Source organism: Bifidobacterium sp. WK041_4_12 (assembly GCF_041080795.1).
GTDB lineage: Bacteria > Actinomycetota > Actinomycetes > Actinomycetales > Bifidobacteriaceae > Bombiscardovia > Bombiscardovia aquikefiricola.
This window is the reverse complement of the sequence record NZ_CP129674.1, coordinates 1,669,522-1,686,806: the sequence shown is the minus strand read 5'-3', so window position 1 is coordinate 1,686,806 and position 17,285 is coordinate 1,669,522. Positions and strand designations below refer to the sequence as shown.

General features: G+C 47.0%; 14 protein-coding genes. 5 read left to right on the top strand and 9 right to left on the bottom strand.

All coding sequences use genetic code 11. From position 1 onward, the window contains the following. Nucleotides 1-66 precede the first annotated feature (66 nt). Nucleotides 67-1,326: a hypothetical protein gene (locus QN215_RS07180; RefSeq protein WP_369343643.1), complete on the top strand. Its 1,260-nt coding sequence runs from the start codon at nucleotides 67-69 to the stop codon at nucleotides 1,324-1,326. A 368-nt stretch (nucleotides 1,327-1,694) separates the two neighbouring features. Here QN215_RS07180 and QN215_RS07175 read toward each other — a convergent pair whose 3' ends face one another. The 5 genes from QN215_RS07175 to QN215_RS07155 all read right to left on the bottom strand — a co-directional run bounded on the left by QN215_RS07175 (nucleotide 1,695) and on the right by QN215_RS07155 (nucleotide 6,403). After that, the gene (locus QN215_RS07175) at nucleotides 1,695-2,573 is read right to left on the bottom strand and encodes a beta-1,6-N-acetylglucosaminyltransferase (RefSeq protein WP_369343642.1); all 879 of its coding nucleotides are present in this window, start codon (nucleotides 2,571-2,573) and stop codon (nucleotides 1,695-1,697) included. A 313-nt stretch (nucleotides 2,574-2,886) separates the two neighbouring features. Then, entirely contained in the window at nucleotides 2,887-3,885 is a 999-nt protein-coding gene (locus tag QN215_RS07170) for a glycosyltransferase family 2 protein (protein WP_369343641.1), read from the bottom strand. 129 nt (nucleotides 3,886-4,014) lie between these two features. Beyond that, a complete protein-coding gene (locus tag QN215_RS07165; RefSeq protein ID WP_369343640.1) occupies nucleotides 4,015-4,224 on the bottom strand; it encodes a glycosyltransferase in 210 nt (69 codons plus the stop codon). 143 nt (nucleotides 4,225-4,367) lie between these two features. Then, a complete protein-coding gene (locus QN215_RS07160) occupies nucleotides 4,368-5,300 on the bottom strand; it encodes a capsular polysaccharide synthesis protein (protein WP_369343639.1) in 933 nt (310 codons plus the stop codon). Between the two features lie 287 nt (nucleotides 5,301-5,587). Next, nucleotides 5,588-6,403 carry a DUF4422 domain-containing protein gene (locus tag QN215_RS07155; RefSeq protein ID WP_369343638.1) on the bottom strand — a complete coding sequence of 272 codons (816 nt, stop codon included), beginning with the start codon at nucleotides 6,401-6,403 and terminating at the stop codon, nucleotides 5,588-5,590. Between the two features lie 178 nt (nucleotides 6,404-6,581). Here QN215_RS07155 and QN215_RS07150 point away from each other — a divergent pair, with 178 nt between their 5' ends. Next, nucleotides 6,582-8,048, top strand: a complete 1,467-nt coding sequence (locus QN215_RS07150; protein WP_369343637.1) for a polysaccharide biosynthesis tyrosine autokinase — start codon at nucleotides 6,582-6,584, stop codon at nucleotides 8,046-8,048. Between the two features lie 155 nt (nucleotides 8,049-8,203). Next, complete coding sequence (locus QN215_RS07145; protein WP_369343636.1) at nucleotides 8,204-8,776, top strand: hypothetical protein; 573 nt, start codon at nucleotides 8,204-8,206, stop codon at nucleotides 8,774-8,776. Here the strand turns inward: QN215_RS07145 and QN215_RS07140 are convergent. Together QN215_RS07140 and QN215_RS07135 are read right to left on the bottom strand one after the other, a co-directional pair. After that, a complete protein-coding gene (locus QN215_RS07140) occupies nucleotides 8,720-9,304 on the bottom strand; it encodes a low molecular weight phosphatase family protein (protein WP_369343635.1) in 585 nt (194 codons plus the stop codon). The two genes, QN215_RS07145 and QN215_RS07140, sit on opposite strands and share 57 nt — an antisense overlap. A gap of 127 nt (nucleotides 9,305-9,431) precedes the next feature. Further along, on the bottom strand, nucleotides 9,432-11,168 hold the full coding sequence (locus tag QN215_RS07135) for a DUF4012 domain-containing protein (RefSeq protein WP_369343634.1): 1,737 nt from the start codon (nucleotides 11,166-11,168) through the stop codon (nucleotides 9,432-9,434). Between the two features lie 290 nt (nucleotides 11,169-11,458). Here QN215_RS07135 and QN215_RS07130 point away from each other — a divergent pair, with 290 nt between their 5' ends. Continuing rightward, on the top strand, nucleotides 11,459-13,330 hold the full coding sequence (locus QN215_RS07130) for a DUF4012 domain-containing protein (protein WP_369343633.1): 1,872 nt from the start codon (nucleotides 11,459-11,461) through the stop codon (nucleotides 13,328-13,330). Nucleotides 13,331-13,571: 241 nt separating this feature from the next. Here QN215_RS07130 and QN215_RS07125 read toward each other — a convergent pair whose 3' ends face one another. Further along, the gene (locus tag QN215_RS07125) at nucleotides 13,572-14,156 is read right to left on the bottom strand and encodes a hypothetical protein (RefSeq protein WP_369343632.1); all 585 of its coding nucleotides are present in this window, start codon (nucleotides 14,154-14,156) and stop codon (nucleotides 13,572-13,574) included. A 159-nt stretch (nucleotides 14,157-14,315) separates the two neighbouring features. After that, nucleotides 14,316-15,929, bottom strand: a complete 1,614-nt coding sequence (locus tag QN215_RS07120) for a sugar transferase (protein WP_369343631.1) — start codon at nucleotides 15,927-15,929, stop codon at nucleotides 14,316-14,318. A gap of 267 nt (nucleotides 15,930-16,196) precedes the next feature. Here QN215_RS07120 and QN215_RS07115 point away from each other — a divergent pair, with 267 nt between their 5' ends. Then, nucleotides 16,197-17,135, top strand: a complete 939-nt coding sequence (locus QN215_RS07115) for an ABC transporter substrate-binding protein (protein WP_369343630.1) — start codon at nucleotides 16,197-16,199, stop codon at nucleotides 17,133-17,135. Nucleotides 17,136-17,285: the final 150 nt, after the last annotated feature.

Below are 17,285 nucleotides of genomic sequence, written 5' to 3'. Positions count from 1 at the left end.
GGAGATTGATTTTACAGTGGAAATTGAATTAGCATTGCTAATGCATATTATCTTGGAGAATTATTAATGGTAGCTTTCATTTATTCGTTAGCAGCGCTTGCGCTTATCCTCAGCGTTGGGTACGCAATGCGTGCCCAAGGAAGAAGTCAGGGACTATATATTCAAGTAGGTTTAATTCTTTTTGTACTCGTCCTTACATATGTTGCTTCTCTAATTCAATTCTCGGGTTATGCCGATATAGTCAGAATGCATAATGAGATGCTTTCTGCTCAGACTTATGGATTTTCATATCTTTTGAAGGAATACCTGACTAGTCCCGGTTCGGCGGTCCTGCTGTATTTTGTGTCCCCATCAGCCTCTTCAGCGATATTACAGTCATTTGCGGCATTTCTTTTTTTTGCTGCACTTGCTTATATAATTTTTATAACCTATAAAACTCAGAGTTTCCCAGTTTTACCATTTCTTGTCACATGTTGGCTCGCGATTTCATCCTTTAGTCTGTCAGGGATGGTTGGCGGAGTCCGTAATTTTCCCGCGATGGGACTGAGCTCAGCTGCAATATTATCAATAACACTTCGTAACAAGAAGAAGGGTATTGTCCCAGCATTATTATGCTGTGTCGCAGCAGGCTTATTCCATGTTGGTGCGTGGGTGCAGTTGATTTTGTTTATACTTTCTAGCATCAAAAAGACAAAAATACGAATTTGCATAAACATCATTTTGGCTCTTTATGGATTGTTTGCAATTACTGGCGCTACTCTGGCAATGAAATTCTTACCAGGTAAAAGTTTTTGGTCCGGCATTTATAGCAAAGTGAATGGGTATTTCATAAGTGGATCATCATTCGATATGTATTCTTCTGTGAACAGAATGGTTTTGATGTATTCCGTATTCCTCTTAATCGTAGTTGCACTTCTCATATATATTAAGAATGAAAAGAAGACTATTTCAATTTACACGAAGATTAACACGTATGCGGACTATTTTGTGTTGCCAAAGCCGTATATAAATTACATCATCACTTATGTATGCTTCTGCCTTGGTTCTATCACTAGTGGAACTCCGTTTAGGCGTTACGCTGCTCTGCTTGTTTTCAATGTGATTCCGCTAGTTACAATCGTTATAAGTCAAATTTTTTATAAGCCGGTTAGTAGTAGTTACTCATATATTGATAAAACGCTAACGTCATCTGACACAAATAACAAACTTTGGATGGCCAAAAAGTTTGGTGTTTTGCAGATGACTGCATTAGTAATCATAATTATTGTGTTGATTGTTTTTATGTACAATGTTTGGCGTCAGAATATGGGATCGTACATCATGTAACCGGCATATGAGTACGTCTAACGAACGTATACTGATCCACTAGTTGCGGCGATGATTAGATATTTCTTTTATGCGAATGTGTAGAATGAATCTTTCAAAAGATTCATAGGTAAGAAATGAGAACTGTTGAGCTACTCTTTGCGGATGGTGGATTGACGGATGATTCCGAAATATTGCTTGATAAGTTCGATTCAGAAATTGAAGAAAAGTGTTCTTCCATGTAAATCAAGGCGTGTCTGTTATATCGATCCGAACGAAAAGACCAGAGAAACTGGACGTTATCTTCAAAACAACGCTATTCCATGAGTATCTTTTCTCATTTGTTTGAACCGTTCAGAACGCTATCCAACGTTCTGAACGTGAGATTTTCACTCACCTACATGCTCTTGTACCATTTCAATAATTGTATTATCAAGGCGTTCATCGAATTTCCTTGCAAACATTGCTTTTGATTGAGTGAGCATCATGAAATCGTCTGCCCGGAAGGTGTATGGCTTGCCTCTTTCCCAATCAATACATCTGAGATTCTGATTGTGAACATCTTGCCACAATGATTCTCTATATGGTGAATTAACAAGAAGGGTCTGCATAAAAATTTCATCACCGCAAAGGCTTGAACGGAAATATTTGCGAATGAACTGTTGATGCCCAAGTACATACTCGGCGAACGAACTGGTGATGCTAAACCAGTTGGCTCCTTTGGCAAGTTTGAAAGTCTTATCCCGTATTCGATTTATATGGAGCATTCGTTGAAGCAGCTTTGAGATGCGAGGGCTTATAGTATCTAAGCGTGGCGTCAGATCTTGGAGCGGATAATAAAATCTGAGTCTTTCATATAGGTCATTTGTAAAAGTGTTGTTTTCCTCTGTGAACCAGCACGCCAAGAATTCCTTTCCAGAATGCTTGTGGAAAAAATCATGGATTGTGTCTTGATTTTTGATAGGCAAATCCATTCCGGAGAGTAAATGATAATAGCTATAAGTGGTTGCCGAAGATGCTGCTGCCTCTAGTAACTTGATCTCACACTCAATTTGAGACCACCCGCCCCAATGTATTGAAATTGAAGGAATTATGTGTAGCTGAGAATATGCCAAGGACGGAGAAAAATGGAGTTTGAAATCCGAAGAACTTCCTTTATCTATATGGAGATAAATGTCATTTCTTGGATCATCAATCAGCTTCAATAGTAAGGAGAGCTGACGCGGATTTGCATGAGCCATAATCAGATACGCATGTTTTTCTTCCAAATCTACATTCCTCCCACCGGAATTTGTTATGCACGAATTTTTGAAAAATCCCCTGTTTGATAATACAAATACATGCCTATAATTGAAAATTTATCGGTGAATGCTGTGGCGGAAAGGTATTAATGCATATTCATTGGTAAATGACCTAGTTCCGAGTTTATTTTCATCCAATCAAGTCAGTCACATGGAGTTATGTTGAGTGAAAGAACATGACATATCTCTACAAGACAAGCACCGGATACCCTGTAACGTAGCTAACTCATAAATCGGGATTCGGTATCTAAAGTCATCGCAAACATTATCGAGGAAGCTCTTAAATTCTGTGTAACAGCATGCGAATTGTTAAAGAGGCCTGCGTGGTAAAGTATCCCAAGGTTGTAATGACGTAAAGACATTTTCCTGAAAGTGAGCCCTGTGTACGCATTACTGGTATGAGATGCTGATACAGATGTTTCGCATAACGTCTGAATTCACGATGTTTATTGCTAACTTTTGTAGATTTACATATATGGACACATGCCTGTACCCTTGCGTAAGCGAGGTCAAGAATAGCTGATTCGTTCAAAGTGGGTATTTGATCATGAATGAATCTGGCCAACTGCTGATGCACCATCACAGAGTCTTGAATATCGTTTGTAGTTTGTGTATTTTGAAGGCTTGAGTTCCTGTCTGAAGTGTAATAATAATATGCACCGGGCGCGTAGCAGATAGATTCTGCCTTAGAAAGTGCAGTAAAACAGGGCACAAAATCTGAGCAGGTTCGTTGTATTGGGAATGAATTATCATTAAACAGGTGTTTTGAAAAAAGCTTTGCCCATAATGAACACAATATTCGCTCACTTTCCAAAGCCGTCCGAAAAACTTCATCTTGTGATATCTCTGCTGGTACTGAGGTCTTCGAAATATGGTGATAGCTAATTGATGATCCCTGGATTGTAGCCCAGTCTGAAAGCACTACGTCCGTAGCGTTTGTTTTGGCAGCATTAACTAACGTTGCAATGTAATCATCACTGATAGAATCGTCAGGGTCGATAAAACAGACGTAGTCGCCATGAGCAGCCTTTAATCCAACATTTCTTGCGACTGCCACTCCTGCATTGTTTTGATGAATAATGATGTAGTTGCTTCTGGTTTGCAAACCATCTAAGAAATTTGATGAGCCGTCGGTTGAACCGTCATCGATAAAAATGAATTCAGTTCCAGATACTTGCTGCTTCTCGCAATCAGCCACTAAACGAGGGAGGAATTGTAGAACATTAAAGACTGGAATAATTACCGAGACAACAACTGATTCCTGTTGATCGTTACCCAACTTTGACACCTCTTTCGGCACTGCCATTTGCAGAGTTTTTGCTCTAAATCACACATATAGTCACTTTATATCATCAATTATTCTCATAACCTCTAGACGCAGCGGCACTCGACTGTTGAATGGTGACAGTTAGGTTATTGGTTTTACAAAAGAGATGTTGATAAGAACAATTAAGCTTCCGTAGCTTATCGGAAGACTCGCAAATCTGTCGCATATACTCGGACATGAGTCTGATGAACCATCACCGGCAAGAATTATCTTTATGTTGGTATAGGTCTGTGACAACACACTCTCGATATATATCCGGACAGATATTGTTCTCCGTTGTATATGGGTCAAGCTGTAGATTAATGATTGCTCTTTCCTACCGAAAATTAGCTGTTTGAACCAATTCAGTATGTTCGGATCTTAACAACTGAGCAGCGGGAACGTTTTATATGGTAGCTACGTAATCCATGGGAAAACCGATGGAACACCCTTCCCTACAAATCAACCTGTAAGAAGCGGGAGTATACAGTCTCGTGACCGTCAATTGTCTTTAATACATGCGTGGTTTTCCGGTTGAGTTTGTAAATATCACCGTGTAAATTACTGACGACATTACTATCGTTATCTTTATTGAGGTCAGCCTCCAACTCGTACAGATTATAGGAAATTTTGGGAATCTGTCCGAATTGTTCCCTTACACCAAAGAAAGCATCATACATTATGCTAATTGTGCAATCGATTAAAAAATAATCCACAAGAACGTTAGTGCGGTTCCAATATGTGGTTAAGGCCTTGTACATGTAATCAAAGACGGGATTACCTTTCCCTCCTCCTATGCAAAAAACAGTCCACTCGCCTGACCAGACAGCAATCTTTGGCTTATAGGAATTCCCGCGTCTAAGTGAGAAAAATTGCTTTCCGTCAATCAATTTACCGACAGGGACTCTGAGAACAATAGTTGCGTCCAACCAAAGTCCACCATAGCGGCGTAGCAGTGCAAAGCGAACAATATCTGAGAATGCTGTTACTGAGATTGTCCCATCTTGAACTTTGCCAAGAATGACAGACGGGATTTGCACGTATTCAGAGAGGTTACTCTTCGAGATAATGATGACGGGATGCGTGCCGGCATTCCGTCGGACACTATCAACACAACATTTCACCAGTGGAGGGAACTCCTTCTCGCCATCCCACCACATTATCCAAATCGGTGAAGTGGGTTCAATCAATTGTGCATTGTGAAGTGCTTGCTCATCAAATGCAACATTGTCGTATACTTTGCTCCCCAATGCTTGGCACAGCGTTCTGTAATAAGCTTTACCAAATCTGTCCTGATTCACATGGTTCAACATTTTATAGAACGCCACTCGTGTGCCAAGAACTTTACTGATTTGACTCAAGTAGTGGAACTGTCCAGTACCAGCCATAAATGCTCCTTATCAGAGGAGTGAGTAACAAGACGCACTCCGAAACAACTTTAGATAAAATCAGCAACAAACCTGAACGCATCCAAAATAAATACATTCGGCAATTAGATTGCGTAACGTTACTGGTCTCACTTATATTCATATGGTACGCATGTTAAGCGAATACTGACGTAATGATACGTGCGTCAGATTTGTTCATCACCTTTACACAGCGCGATCGTACCGCTTCAGTGACTTCAAGAATCCTCAGCATGCTTATCAACGGCCGTTATCTGTGACGGGAAGTGCTAAAAACTCTTCCTGTACTTACGTATCCCGGCTTTAGCCAATAAGAATGAGCTTCCTTTATTGATCCAATTCACCGCCTCCGTGTTTAATACCGGCAGTTCGGCATAGGCATAGCCATTCGTCTCCAACCAAGGGTCCAATAACCGTTCACTGACACGGCCAATATATCTCGCGTTAAATGAGTCATACTTACGGGGGTCAAGTCTGCGTTCAAGCTCAAACAGTACTGGGAACATATAGTCACAATACTCATCGAATTTAGAGCTACTCATGATGAACATATTGAAGATATGAGCGCTTCGTGACTTCATCAAATGATCCCAGGCAGGTACAAAGTCTGGCTTCAACTCCGCTAATACTTCTCTACATAAGTCAAATTGATTGGAATCAAAGGTATGAGAGTAATGTGAATATACGGTTTCAATGTAGTAATTGCGTTTTTTTGCGACAATGACATCGTGAATTGTCAAAAGTTCTTTGAGTTCATTTTCAGTAATTATTCTTTGAAAACGGTCTCTGATGAAAAATCTTGAAAATCTTTGAGTGCCCAGATGGCGCCGGTAATGGACCAGTCCTTTATAGTCCGCGTCCTTGTTTTTCCAAAGCCAGTAGAGTGCAGTCAATTCAGAATAATAGTTATTCAGATCCGATATGTTATCTCCAGTGTTGTCACCAAGCATGGTTGGTAAAACATCAGGATGGAGCGCAGCACCAACATGAATTGGTAGATATATTGGATCGGTCGGCATTCTGTACGGTTTATGAGTAGCAACCGCGATGGAAATGGACGATGGTGGGGTTTGCTTCGAAGTCAAGATGATCTCTCTTCAGAGTTGCAAATGGTTTATCTAGCAGTAGACAATAGCGTATTACTAGGTATTTTCTGTGCCAAATTTCGTTAATGTAAACGGAGTATGGAATTAGCAATCTGTTAAACGACCACCCCTTCCGATAGACTTCCCATGTTAAATATACGCGAAGGAGAAACGCGTCGTGTCTGAAAAAAATGAATCAGAATCGGCTATGACGGATCGTCCAAATCTGGAATCCAGCCAAGACTCTGGCCTGACAATAATGGATTTACTCGTTGCGATTCGCAAGGGTTGGGCTGTAGCGATTCCCGCTTTCGTTGTCGTTCTGGTGTTGGTTGGTGTCTACACACTGATGGCGACACCACAATATACGGCTTCATCAGAGTTATATGCAACATATGACAATGCGGCTGCTAACTCTCAAAGCATTTCGGACATCAATACCGCTGGATCATATATTTCCACCCAGATCAAGTCATACCCAACCTTGGCAACGACCCAGGCGGTGCTTGACCCGGTTATCAGCGATCTCAACCTCAATATGAGCGTTTCTGAACTTGGCAAGCTGATCGCTGTCAGCAACCCGACTGATACGATGCTTATCGACATCTCCGTGGAGACAGACAATCCGGCTCAGTCCCAGCAGATCGCTAACGCGGTTGCTGAATCGTTGAGTAAGACGGTGAGGTCATCGCTCTATTCCTCCACTAATTCTCCAGTGAAGCTTTCCGTGGTGCAAAAGGCGACATTGCCGAGCCATCCGAGTTCCCCGAAGATCAAACTCAATCTGCTGATTGGTGTGCTTCTTGGCATCATTGTGGGTATACTCGCGGCTCTTTTACGCGACATGATGGACACGAGGCTCAATAATATCCATGATCTCCGCCGTCTCACGGATGCCCCGTTGCTTGGATCCATCCCTACAAACGACGCTGTGAACAAGTCAAGACCTGTCGTGATTGGCGAACCGAATTCGATGGTGGCTGAGGAATACCGTCGAATTCGAGGTAACCTTTCCTTCATTGCGCCGATTGAAGGCACTCATTCCCGACTGCTCATTGTCACTTCAACGCTGCCGAGCGAGGGCAAGACCACCACATCGACGAATCTTGCTGCAGCCTTTGCAGAGAATGGCAGTCGTGTGCTTCTTATTGATGCCGACCTGCGTCATCCAAGCATCAGCAAAAAGCTTCAGATAGATGGTTCTATCGGCCTTTCCCATGTCCTTTCGAACCAGGCCAATGTAGCAGATGCTGTTCAACGCTATTGGAAGAACGACCTGCACATCATGCCCGCAGGTCCCAAGCCGCCGAACGCTTCGCTGCTGCTGAACTCGCCGCTTATGGAAGCGATGATTCAGCAGGCACTCAAGCAATATGACTACGTTATCGTGGATACAACGCCTTTGGATGTGGCTGCCGATGCCGGTATGTTCGGTCGCATCAGCAAGGGAATCGTCCTTGTCGGTGGCCGAGGCGTGTGCGATAAGAAGGAACTTGCCGACTCTGTCGCCCAGCTCAAGACCATCGATGTGCCGATTATCGGAACTGTCTTTAACTTTGCGGAGCAGCATAAGGGCAGAAAAGGCAACTACTACTATTATGATTCCGAAGGAAAGAAGCAGGAGCGTCATGCACGCAATGCGTGACATCTGACGCCGGAAATAGGGGAGCAAGGGGGAAAATGGGAATCGTGAAGCAGAGTGACGATGCGCCTAGTCTGATATTTCCCGTCGTGTCTCCATCGGACGACGCTATCTTTCAGAATAGTCAGACGTCAAAGCAAAACTCCTCCGAATTACGTATGAGGAATGGAAGCGAGTCGCAATCTCAACATGCCGCATCCGGCTCTGAGCCTGAGACTTATCTTGCAGATATTGACAATGCCGGTCTGACAGGTGACGATCTTGTCGACACAGGCTGGTCGATTCAACCTTTGAACTTCGCGACTGAAACTGCACGACCCACCCGGGAGACGGCAATCCCAGATGCCGAGCCCCAACAGATTTTACGGTCTGAGAATCATCCGCATCAGATGGAAGACATCACGCCGCTCTTTCCAGACACCCCACCATCATTTCCGCCAGCACGCCAACATTCAACCAGAACCACCGATAACGATAAGACGGAGGAGACGCCTCAATCTGGAGGCGCTTCTCAAGAATCCGTGCAAGACCATCGAAGTTATCTCAACGATGCTTCATTCATAAGCATTCTTGCCGGAACTGAAGAAAACCTTAGCGACCGGCAACCGGATTCCCGGTATCATCACTCGCACAAAGCTACGAAAAAGAGCAGCAACAAGACATTAAGCATTGTGCTAGGAGCGGTAGCCGTAATAGTGGTCGCGTGCGTCATCATAGTGCTTGCGCAGTGAATCAAGAATCGTCACGATGGCCGCGTTCGTCTGCTCGCATGCACGTTCGAAAACGTCGAATGTCTTTCTGTGAGGGTCTTCAATATCCTCTGACGAGGGGATAATACCCATAAGCCTGGGTGCCTGAGCGATGATGGATTCTAGACGTTTGCTCACCGTCAAGCCCTTCACCAGACCTCGTTCTGCACACGTCAATGCCAGATTGGCAAAGTCTGGAAGCAGAAACACCCGTCGACCCATCGTTGGTGCGAGTGCCTTGATGTCGGCAAGCTGCTCCTTTTCAAAGCAGAGGATCAGGTCGGCTGAACGAGCCATGTCAGCGGAGAGCCGACGGGAGCGGAAGTCACGCGACTCAATGCCAACCTCATCCATGAGTTCTCGGCTGAACGGGTCAATGGCATGATTCGTAAGACCATGTGTGCCCGCACTGTCAACCACGATGCTTGTTCCGGCAAGATAATGCCTCATCAGCAGCTCACCGATAGGTGAACGGCATATGTTTCCAGTGCATACGAACATGACATGCATAGAGACTCCAACTCCTGTGATTTCAGATTATGCAAGTGTACCGTCATTTATCTGCTTCGACGAGCACAATTGCATTTTTCAGCGGCGGTAACCTGTGGAAACGGTGAAGGCCTTAAGAAACTATAGTCTAACCGATCTTGCACGCGCCCATGTTATAGGTCACACCAGGGTCAAGCCATCCCATAGGTGTCTGGTCCAAGCTCAAGTCAGCCTGGGAATTGATGGATGTCGTCACATCATAGTTATAGGTGACTGACTTTCCTGGAGCTATGGATGCCACGCTGGTCCACGGTTTCTTGCCATCCATGCTCACCTGAGTGGGATTTCCCCCATTGCCAGACACAGAGAAGTTGCGTATCGATCCTCCCTGCGGGGCGTAGAAGAGGATACGTTCGACAGGGGTGCCGGGAGCTCCTATCCTGCTGAATCCTCCAAGAATGTAAGCATTACCGCTAGCCAAATCGGCGGCAGGAATCGTGTTCGTGGCAGTGAATGCAACATGGTAGGTCTGTGAGCCGTCCTGATTACACGAGGTACGTGTTATTACGGTGTTTCTATGCAGATACCAATCCAGTTTCGAAGGATTGTTCTCGTTGAGATAGATGCCCGTTTCAGGATTGGTCTCGCTGCTGGGGGCATTCTTTGCAAGACCCGCATCTTGGAAATTCTTGGCATCATCGGCATGGAACGAATACAGATACAGATGTCGCTGGCCAGTCAACGAACTGAACGATTGCGCAATCTTAATCATCTTCGTTGCAGTCATGTTCTTGAACACATTGTTCATCGCCGCAGATGCTACATAGCTGAAATATGTGTCCTGTTCGGAGACAGGTACGTCCTTGTATATGCCGTTGAGCATGAATTGAGCCGTATTATCTCCGGTAAGCACCATGCCATTGGGCAGCGTGACATTGCCGCTGATTTTGATCATTTCCTGAACGAAGACCGGGTCGATTCCCATAACGCCATCGACCGTGCTCTTGTATGGCGAAAGCTGCCACACATCTTTCACTGTTTCTGCAGTGCGTGAGAAGTCAGGGAAGGTAGCAAGATCTCGAATATCGAAAGCAAAGCCCAATGGTGATTGAAACACGGCTTGCTCATCGGCATTCGCATGTGAACCACCCAGCTTGATGAACTCAGCATTCGGATGGAACTCACCTACGCTGATTGCCCCTCTGTTGGCGGTGAAGCTTCCCAATGATCCCACCAGTCCGCCGCCTGAGCGCGCTTCAGACGTCGTCTGAGCCATAATCACATAGGTGCGCATCCCGTCCGATCCAAGGAATTTAGGCATCACTTGAATCAGATTGTTGATCTGGTCAATCTGACCGGATACGGAAGTGAATTTTTGCACGGCCAGATTATATGGTTCCTTGACCTGCTTCAGGTGGGGTTCCGGCAGCCATTTCAGCTGGTCAAGCTCTGACTGTAGGTCTTTATCGGCTTCGCTGAAACCACTTTGGGCATCGATGATCGGTTGCACGCTGATATTCCTGTCACCGGAGCTCAACTGCGAGCCGAGCAAAGTCTGCAAGCTTTTCGACAGTTGGGGGAGTGCCTTGGTTGACAGGGAATTCACACTTTGGGTCATCCCTTGAACGGTCGTGATGTCGTCACCATATACCGGAACGTGGGTGGCGAGCTTCCAAAGACTGCCGTTGGCAATGGTCGCAGCCTTTGCCGTATGAGCCTGAAGCTGGGGCAAGATTGTACTTACCGCATTCGCATTATTGAGCTGGCTCACATCTTGAACGTTTGAAAGAAGCGACAGAGCCTGTGACTCCTCCGAACTTACCTCTTGAGCCTGCTTGTAGAGCTTCAATCCCAGCCATGCACCAACCGCGATGACGATGATCACAATTGCGGCGAGAATCAGGCTGACATTGCGTGCAGTGTGAGAATGATGCCCAAGGTTCCTATGATGGTGAGGGTTGGAATATCCACCGCTGTGATGAACGCTCCTCTGCTCATAATGCTCATACTCATCTGAAACAGCATTGCCATCGAATGACATTGTCCCCCCAATGGACGTATTTCCCGAATAAAAGTATACATGCTGTTACTATTTCGTAGAGTATGAATACCTCATTCTTTCCCTCGGCAAGTATATGACAGGTTGCTTACCGCGTACAGATAAGGCGAACACTGATGAAGGTGCACAGCTCTGAGCATTCCTCAAGCAAGGATCCATTGTCCTGTAATGGCAACGATGCCATGGAACCGTATTCTGAGAGCCACCATGGTAGGAAGCGTAGGCGGAAAACGCCCGGTCGTTCCAGATTGAACCATTCAACATTCACATGGGTGCTCGGTCTTTCTGGGCTTGGTTGTGTCGTGGCACTTCTGGCTTTTGGTGTGGTGTTCGCGATGAGTGCCATGCATGTCAGGAGTGAGTTGAAGGATGCCGTTGCGTTGTCTGGAACGCTCTATGGCCATGTGATCAGTGGTGAAAGCGAAGAGTTGCACGAAAGCTTGCGTGCACTTGCCGACCATATTGACAACGCACATCGTGAGACGTCTGGGATCGTGTGGAATGTTGCTGCGCACACGCCGTATTTCAGGGATGACATCACCTCTGTGCAACTGACGGTCCAGGCGCTTTCGATAGTCTCCACGACTTCGTTCACACCTTTGGAACAGGCGTGCGAACATTTCTCATTGGATGACATCTCATTCTCGGAAGGCAAAGTGAGTCTGCCCGGGCTGCAGGAAGCATCGCCATACCTCGTCCAGGCTCATGATGGATTGGTGCAGGCGAATTCCACAGTGGCGACACTGCCGTCAGTGAGAATCGCTGAGTTGCAATCGGCTCTGTCTCAGTTCACAAGTTTGCTCTCAACGGTGGAGCAGGGACTGGCTATGCTGTCTCAGATTTCGCAGCTGGCACCACCAATGCTCGATCTCGATGGCCAAAGTACCCGGAATTATCTGGTGCTGTCGCAAACGAATGCCGAGCTCCGTGCGAGGGGAGGCATGCCCGGCTCATGGGGTGTGATTCAGGTCGAACAAGGTGCGTTGAAGATCCAGCCTTTTGTCTCGGTGAGTGAGCTGCCATGGCTGGATGAACCCGTGGTGCCGATCACATTGAACGAAGAGTTTCTGTTCACCAACAAAATGGGGCGGATGGGGCAGGATGTGAATTTCACGCCTGATTTTCCGAGAGCCGGAACCATAGCGAAGGCAATGTGGGAGCAACGATTCCAACAGCAGATTGACGGCGTCATGGCCATCGATCCAGTTGCGTTGCAATCAATTATCGGCATTGTCGGCGAGGTTGCGTTGAGCGACGGAACCAAGCTGACAGATGCGAACACGCAACAAACCCTTCTGCACGATGCATATGTGAACAAGGCCGTAAGCGAGCAGGACGAGTTCTTTTCCGAGGCTGCAGTGCGTAGCTTTGAAAAGATCATGCAGTATTCGGGAAGTGTATTCGATCTGACCCAAGCATTCTCTGAAGCCATTTCAGGAGGGCATATCCTGCTGTGGAGTGCACATGATTCAGAGGAACAACTGCTACAGGGCACCACCATCGCAGGTAGCCTTGAGACTGATGCGGAACGACCGCAGATAGGTGTATTCTTCTCGGACCAGACGCAGTCGAAGATGGACTGGTATTTGAAGCGGGATGTTTCCATAGTGCATGTGACACAGGCTGAGGACGGTTCTCAAGAGTATAAGGTGCGTATTCGTCTCAAGAATCTGATGAAATCAGAAGATATTGCGTCAACTCCACCGTATGTGTTGGGCGATCTGCAGAATGGTTTGCAACCCGGGCAGATTGATACTGCCATTTTCGTATGTGCACCGGTGTTTGGAAGCGTTATGCGCACCTTGATGTCAGATGGTTCGGAAATAGATTCAACCAGTGCGCTTAACGGTCTGCATGTCGGCTTGAAGAAAGTCATCCTCAATCCGGGGGACAGCTTTGAGATGATTGCTTACATTCAGTCCTCGTCCACCGTGGCGGCGGAAGCTGAATTGGTGCAGACGCCCCTTACTCTCACCGCTGAGGAGTGATGGGGCTGGTAGTGGAAGCACTGCAAAGCACTGGGGAACTCCGAGGAGCGTTGAATCGGTAGAGGGCACTGGGGGAGTTGCACTGGAATTGAAGCTGGTGAGCTGGAGTTGAACGCTGAAGTTGAGGAGTTGAGTGTAGCTGAGAGTTAGTGCTGGAGAGATCTATTGAATTGGATATGCAAACGGGACTCCGAATTCTCGGAGTCCCGTTCTTGTGTAAGATTTTGATTCTTATGACGGACTATTGCTTGTTCTTTGTTTGCCTTATGGCAACGAGTGAGAGTGCACCAGCGCCGGCTAGCAGCACGACGGCTACAGCATAGGGAGCGATATCGATACCGGTTTTACCAAGCTCTTGCGTAGATGCGCCAGTTGTGCTCTTGGTAGGGACGACATACGGAAGCTGGTATGTGCCGTTGGCTACCACGGGACCGGATGTCTTGGTGACAGGATCATATGAGGTGATCGTGTAGCTGATAGCCTTTGCTCCTACGACTGGCGTGTACTTGAGGTTAGCTACGTGTGGTGAAGTTGTGGAAAGAGCGAAGGGTCCATATGCCTTGTTGGCAACTTGCTCGACGTTTGATACTTGGTCGGTATCTACGGTGACAGTGACTGAAGTATATCCCTCGTCATATAGGTCGTCTGAAACGGTGACTGGAATGGTGACGGTATGGGTGGTTGGATCCTGTGTGATCTTGTCGGTGTTGACGCTGCCGTAATCGGCTGCGAAGGCGGCTTGTGGCATTGCTAGTGCGAATAGTGCGGTGATTGCTACTGCAACAACGGTGAGTGCATGGCGTAAACTGATTGACTGTTTCTTCATTGGTTTCTCCTTATGCATATTTTTGAACCCTTTTGCAAACACTATGAGTGGATTCAACATACAATGAACAAGGTACAGTATATTAGTCAACCAGTCAAAAATTAGACCATAACAATAATTGATTGCTAACACAAATGAAACACAGTCTTGATGTGTACTTCAGTAAGCGCCGACGGCTCTAAATACGGCGACAGCTGTTTTAAGCGTAATCACGATGTCGCTGGTGATTGACCAGTTTTCGATGTAGGAAACATCCAACTGCTCAGACTGTTCTTGGCTGAGGTCCGATCGGCCGGATATCTGCCAGGGTCCGGTGATGCCCGGCTTCACAAGCAGACGGGTCGTGTAGATGGAACTGTAGTTGTTGACCTCGTATTGTCGTTGAGGACGCGGGCCAACAATCGACATGTCACCCTTGAGCACGTTATAGAACTGTGGAATTTCGTCAAGCGAAAACTTGCGGATTATTTTGCCAACCGTCGTTACGCGAGGATCATCCTGCAACTTGAAAAGCGCACCGTATTCCTGACCGTATTTCTCAGCAAGTTCCTTATCTTTCTGATCCGCATCGGTGACCATCGATCGGAACTTGTAGAACTTGAACGGCTTACCATTCTTGCCGATTCGTTCCTGAGTGTAAAACACTGGTCCTTTGTCTTCGTCTTTGATGGCAAGCGCAATCGGCAGCATCACCAGAGGACCGGCAATTACAAGCGCAGCTGCAGAGACAATGATGTCATAGAGGCGCTTCAGCAACGCAGCAGGGTATGAATACTGGGGGAGCGACGCTGTGAGAACTTGCAACTGCGATGAGTCGCGAAGATGCAGTCTATGCCCGCCCACGTCGGCTACCGAAACGGTGAATGCCAGCTCGATGCCTCGTGACTCCATAAGAAGAGAGAGCGCCCGCATCTGTTCGGAGTCGCGTGAGACGGTGTCGGTGACCAATAGAATCTGAGTATGCATGGCATGCAAGTCATTGGCGATGTTGCTTGAGAAGGGTATTTGATGCACTGGGAATTCAGAGAAGTATTGCTCATCTTGCATGGCGGCAATAAAGTTGTGCGATCCGTCACCTTCATTGACAACAGGGCAGACAGCAATCGGACGGTAACCCAAGACGCTGCTGGATTCGAGCATCTTGAGGTTATCAATGATTCCTTGGGGTGAACCGATGATGACGGTGTTGTACAGGCATTGGCCGTTGTTGCGGGTGCGAAGCATGTATTGTTTGAAGCACCAGCGCATCAGAATCTCAAGGCAGGCTGCAAGAGCAGGAGCCTTGATTACTGCGGTTCGTGGTAGCGAGAGATCAAACATGTAAACCAGATATCCGCTGCCAACGATGGTGATGAAGGCTGAATTCAGTATTATGGTATAGATTCGGTAGCCGTCGGTCATGATATGCCGTTGATAGGCGCCACAGCCGGTCAAAGCTGCCAGCCAGACGAAGCACTGCAATATCATGAATATCCACGTCGGCATGGTTGCGGAGAGTGAGACATACGATTCGGGCTTGAGTGTGAAGCAGATGACCAGGGAAAAAAGAAACACGGCGAGGTCTTCAAGAACCAGCGCAGTCAGGAAGAGATAACGCCATCTGGGAATTTGTACCTTGTGTGCGCCGCGCCGAATACTGGAAAACGGAACATCCAAATTGAACGGTTTTGCATGCTGCTGGGCAGCGAAGCTTGGCGGTGGTGTCGAATCATCGTATTGTTGCGATGCATGAGTCCGGTCCCCATCGGCGCTCAACAGCGAAGATTCTTCCATGTCCTCTTCTCTCTCTATGCCTTCTATTGTGATACCGTTTGCGTAAATTTGATCACAATTCTCAATCATAGTATTCGCTGTGAATTAACAGGGTCATTTACATTAATGTTGCTGAAAATTCTAGGCTGATGCATCTCAATGCGTGTCACTCCGTGTCGCAGGCACGTCTCATGCGCTCCTCATGCCCACCTTTTTATATACGTTTTATATACGCGATGCTGTATTCTTGGTTCCGTTATTTTTGAGTTGGAGGACTTCAAGGTGAAGATGAACAATGTGAAGCAGCTTTCCGCCGTGCTGATGTGTGCCGGCATGATGCTGACAGCGGTGGCTTGCGGTACGACCGATGCGGGTTCTGCGGGCTCTGCAGCAGCTAAGAGCGGTTCGGCCAATGCAACGATTCAGCCCTATAACGTCAATGACATCAAGAAGGATGCTGAGATTGCCTCATTGGTGCCGTCGAGCGTCACCGAGGACAATCAACTGACGGTTGGTATGGAAACCTCGTATGCTCCTGCGGAGTTCTTGAAGTCAGATGGCAAGACACCGACCGGATATGATGTCGACCTGACCAACGCCATCGCGCGTGTCTGGGGATTGAAGTCGAATCCGACCAGTGCCTCATTTGATTCAATCATTCCTGCAGTAGGCAGCAAATATGATATGGGGATTTCCAGCTTCACGATCACGAAGGAACGCGAGCAGACGGTCGACATGATCTCGTATTACAAGGCCGGCATGTCGTATGTAGTGAAGAAGGGCAATCCACAGAAGATTGATACCTCCAACATGTGCGGTGTAAGCCTGGGCGTCCAGACCGGAACCATCGAAGAGCAGCAGGCCGATACCGACAGCAAGAAGTGCAAGGCTGACGGAAAGAAAGCCATGAACGTGCAATCGTTCAAGATGCAGACCGATGCCACGACCGCTGTGCTCACTGGCAAAATCGACGTGTTTTATGCCGATTCTCCTGTTGCGGGATATGCCATTGCCCAGACTGGAGGTCAGCTCCAGACCGTCGGCGAGGGTGAAGGCGTGGTTCCTCAGGGTATCGTGACGAAGAAGGGTGACAGCAAGCTCGATGAGGCAGTGCGGAAAACGATTCAGAAGTTCATCGACGATGGCACCTACGGGAAGATCCTGAAGCATTGGGGTGTTCAGGGCGGAGCAATCGACAAGGCCGAGATCAATCCTTCCGTAGAATAGTGCGGTGGCCGCTCAGTGCATGGTAATCGCATGTTTTTTGTAGCTTCTTTGCAGTTTTTTGCTCGGTGAGTGTTCTGTGAGTACTCGTTGAGCGCGTCCAAAACCCGTTGCGATGATGCATTCGCGGCGGGTTCGTTCGACTCCATTGCT

Bases quoted from the DNA above. Each gene is read 5' to 3' on its own strand.
- QN215_RS07140 (WP_369343635.1), bottom strand. From the start codon at position 9,304: ATGCATGTCATGTTCGTATGCACTGGAAACATATGCCGTTCACCTATC.
- QN215_RS07160 (WP_369343639.1), bottom strand. From the start codon at position 5,300: ATGGCTGGTACTGGACAGTTCCACTACTTGAGTCAAATCAGTAAAGTT.
- QN215_RS07130 (WP_369343633.1), top strand. From the start codon at position 11,459: ATGAAGGTGCACAGCTCTGAGCATTCCTCAAGCAAGGATCCATTGTCC.
- QN215_RS07120 (WP_369343631.1), bottom strand. From the start codon at position 15,929: ATGGAAGAATCTTCGCTGTTGAGCGCCGATGGGGACCGGACTCATGCA.
- QN215_RS07180 (WP_369343643.1), top strand. From the start codon at position 67: ATGGTAGCTTTCATTTATTCGTTAGCAGCGCTTGCGCTTATCCTCAGC.
- QN215_RS07115 (WP_369343630.1), top strand. From the start codon at position 16,197: ATGAACAATGTGAAGCAGCTTTCCGCCGTGCTGATGTGTGCCGGCATG.
- QN215_RS07145 (WP_369343636.1), top strand. From the start codon at position 8,204: ATGAGGAATGGAAGCGAGTCGCAATCTCAACATGCCGCATCCGGCTCT.
- QN215_RS07125 (WP_369343632.1), bottom strand. From the start codon at position 14,156: ATGAAGAAACAGTCAATCAGTTTACGCCATGCACTCACCGTTGTTGCA.